Below are 3,206 nucleotides of genomic sequence, written 5' to 3'. Positions count from 1 at the left end.
CGGGCAGCGGCAGCGGCGCCGTGGCGTCGATGATGGTGGCCGTCGCGCCGGGCCAGGCGGCGCGGACCGCTGCGGCGACCGGGCGGGCCGGCACGGTTCCCGGCAGCCACACACCGATGGTCAACTGCCGGCCGGCCCACCGGTATTCGAAGCCGACGTGCGGGATCGTCCGGAACCGGCCGGGCCGCCGGGCGGCGATCAGCTCGGCCAGATTGGCCCACCAGACGGCCGCGCCGGCCGCGTCGACCTGCGGCGGCGGGGTGATCAGGATCTGCTTGGCGTGGCGGGTGAGCCGCTGGTGCCGGCCGCGGCGCAGCAGAGCGTCCGCGGTGACGGCGGCCAGCACGAGCACGGCAGGCAGCAGCGCCAGCCACGGCCGGGCCGTCACCGCAGCGACCGCGTCGCCGAGCAGGTCGAGCAGCCGCACCTCCGGCGGTGGCGGCAGCGGCGCCTTGGGCCAGGTGGGTTCCGGTTGCGGAGTCGGACTCATCGTCGCCTTCTCTCAGTCGTCGAGGTCGCTCAGGCCGGCGCACAACTGGTGCTCGCGGTCGGAGGCGACCGTGCGGAACGCGACCCGGTGCGCGCCGGCCAGCAGCAGCGCCTCACCGCGGCCGGCGGCCAGCAGCATCCGCGCTTCACCGGCGGTCAACGCGAACGTGTCCGCGATCAGGTCGATCGCCTGCGGTGCCTGGCGCATCAGGATCTGGGTGGCGGCGTTGGCGATGACCGCCTGACCCAGCTCGCTGCCCAGCAGATCGGCGGCGTCCTGGATCACCACGGCCACCCCGGCCCGGCGTTTGCGGGCGGCCTTGGCCAGCCGGTACAGGAAACGGGCGCCCTCACCGTCGCGCAGCAACGTCCACGCCTCGTCGACCACCACGAGGCGGCGGGGCCCGTGCGCGGCGGTGACATCGACGTCACGCCAGACGGCGTCCAGGGCGAGCAGCATCCCGGCCGGGCGCAGTTCGTCGGCGAGGTGCCGGGTGGACCAGACCACCAGGTGCCCGTGCGGCCGGAACGTGGTCGGCCCGTCGAACAGCTCCCGGAACGAGCCTTCGACCCACGGCGACAGCCGGGCCGCCAGATCGTGCGCGCCCGGCTGCCCGGCAGCGGCCAGCACCTGCGCCAGGTCGCGCAGCAGCGGCGCCGGCCGGCCCCAGGTGGCCGGGTCGTTGCTGATGCCGGCCGCCGCGTACGCCGCGGTGATCGCCCGGTCCAGCGCGGCGCGTTGCTGCGCCGGCGGCACCGCACCGAGCAGCACCGCGACCAACGTGTGCACGAACAGGGCGCGGCGGGTCAGCGCGTCCGGGCGCCGGTCACCGGCCGGAATGTCGAACGGATTGAGCCGGATGCCGGGGGCACCCAACTGGATGGCGGTGCCGCCGACCGCCTCGCACAACCGCAGGTACTCATCCTCCGGGTCGATGATCGCGACCTGCACCCCGTCGTACAACGACCGCAGAGTCTCCAGCTTGACCAGGTACGACTTGCCGGCGCCGGAGCGGGCCAGGACCACACTGTTGTGGTTGTCGCAGGCCCACCGGTTCCACCAGACGACACCGTTGCTGGCGGTGTTCAGCCCGTACAGCACCCCACCGGCCGGCACCCCGTCACCGGGCAGCGGCGCCGGCAGATCCGCCGACGCCAGCGGGAACGCGGCGGCCAGCGCGTCGGTGTCGAAGACCCGCCGCATCCGCAGGCTGTCCACACCCAACGGCAGGGTGGAGGTCCAGCCCTGCAACTGCCGCCAGGTGGCCGGTTGGGTGTCCAACATGACCGAGGCGGCCGCCGCCCGCACCTCAGCGACCGCGTCGACGAGCTCCTGCTCGGTCGGGGCGTGCACGCACAGGTAGTGCCCGACCCGAAACAGCCGGGACGCGCCGCGGGCAACCCGGTCGGCCAGGTCGGCGGCGTCCTCCGCGGCGGCTTCGATCATCGGGTCGGGCAGCCGGCCGTGGTCGGCGTCGAGACGCCGGCTGGCCTCCAGGCGGGCCCGCTGCCGGCGCAGCCGCACGGTCGCGGTCGCCGCCGCCACCGGCTCGATGTGCTGCACCACATCCAGTCGGCCCGGCCAGGACAGCAGCACGTCCAGCCAGGCCAGGCCGACCTCCGGCGGGAAGCCGGTGACGGCCAGGGTGGCGGTGAAACCGTCGCCGGCGCGCAGCCGGTGCGGGCCGGTCTCGACAGCAGCCGGGCCGATGGCCGCGGCAAGCGCCGCATCGCCGCTCGGGGTGGCTTTCACTGCGGGGCCTCCAGGTGGTTGCGGTGGGCGGTGACGGCGCGATGCGGCGGGGTACGCGGCCACGACGCGTCACCCGGCTGGTAGGGGTCGACGGCGCTGGTCAGCACCGCGGTGGCGGCCGGCCCGTCCAGCACCCGGGTCTGCGCCCCAAGGGTGGCGAGGGCGGCGGCGGTGTGCTCGGCACGGCGCATCGCCTCGGCCGCCGCGCCGTGCTGACCGGCAGCGGTGCAGGCGACGGTGACGGTGCGCCACAGCGGATCGCGGTCGGCGGCCACGTCGAGCAGGAACTCGGCGTAGTCGAGAGCCGCCTGCGCCAGCGCCGGGTGCGCCAGCGTCTCGGCGGCGTCGGCGACGCGCTGCGCGTGCACGCTCAGATCCACCCGCCGGGCCGACACCACCACCTGCACCGGGCCGGTCAGAGCGTTCAGCCAGCGCGCATAGGCGCCGACCAGGGCGGCCTGCTCCGCACCCGTACGCAATCCGACGTTGACCGTGCCCGCGGCCACCAGCACCGTCGCCGCCTGGCCGACATCGATGACCCCGTTGTCGGTGATCGCCCGCGCCGGCAGGCGCAACACCGCCAGCGGCGGGTCGGGCCTCGCCGGCGTGGCCGGCACCGCCCGCCGCGGCGAGCGGCGGTAACGCAGCGCGGCGACCAGCCACGCATCCAGCGGCAGCCCGTCGCGGCGCCCCACGGCGAGGGCCACCGCGACCGCGGCGAACGGGATGAGCAACACCAGCCGAACCGGCACCGGCAGCACACCATCCGCCGCCGTGAAGATCAGGTAGCCGATCGCCGCGGCGCCGGCCAGCACCGCCACCTGCCGGGCGGTCAACCCCCACAGGATCCGGTCCGGCGCCTCGATGTCGGCCGGCACCCGCGCACCAACGTGCAGGTCAGCGTCCACGGCAGGCCCCGCTCACCCGCGGCGCCGCGGCCGCTGCCACGGCCCGGTCACCGGCG

The 3,206-nt window shown here is 75.6% G+C and carries 2 protein-coding genes and 1 pseudogene; all 3 read right to left on the bottom strand.

All coding sequences use genetic code 11. The annotated features are described in order from the left end of the window. Window positions 1–490 (bottom strand): annotated as a pseudogene (locus AB0F81_RS50900) (type VI secretion protein); the annotation flags it as partial. A 12-nt stretch (window positions 491–502) separates the two neighbouring features. Next, window positions 503–2,242, bottom strand: a complete 1,740-nt coding sequence (locus AB0F81_RS50895; protein WP_360211640.1) for a conjugal transfer protein TraC — start codon at window positions 2,240–2,242, stop codon at window positions 503–505. Further along, window positions 2,239–3,150: a PrgI family protein gene (locus tag AB0F81_RS50890; protein WP_360211638.1), complete on the bottom strand. Its 912-nt coding sequence runs from the start codon at window positions 3,148–3,150 to the stop codon at window positions 2,239–2,241. Before AB0F81_RS50890 ends, AB0F81_RS50895 begins: the two co-directional genes overlap by 4 nt. Window positions 3,151–3,206: the final 56 nt, after the last annotated feature.

Origin of the sequence: Actinoplanes sp. NPDC024001 (assembly GCF_040638955.1) — a bacterium.
Taxonomy (GTDB): domain Bacteria; phylum Actinomycetota; class Actinomycetes; order Mycobacteriales; family Micromonosporaceae; genus Actinoplanes.
This window is presented reverse-complemented; position numbering and strand designations above follow the sequence as displayed.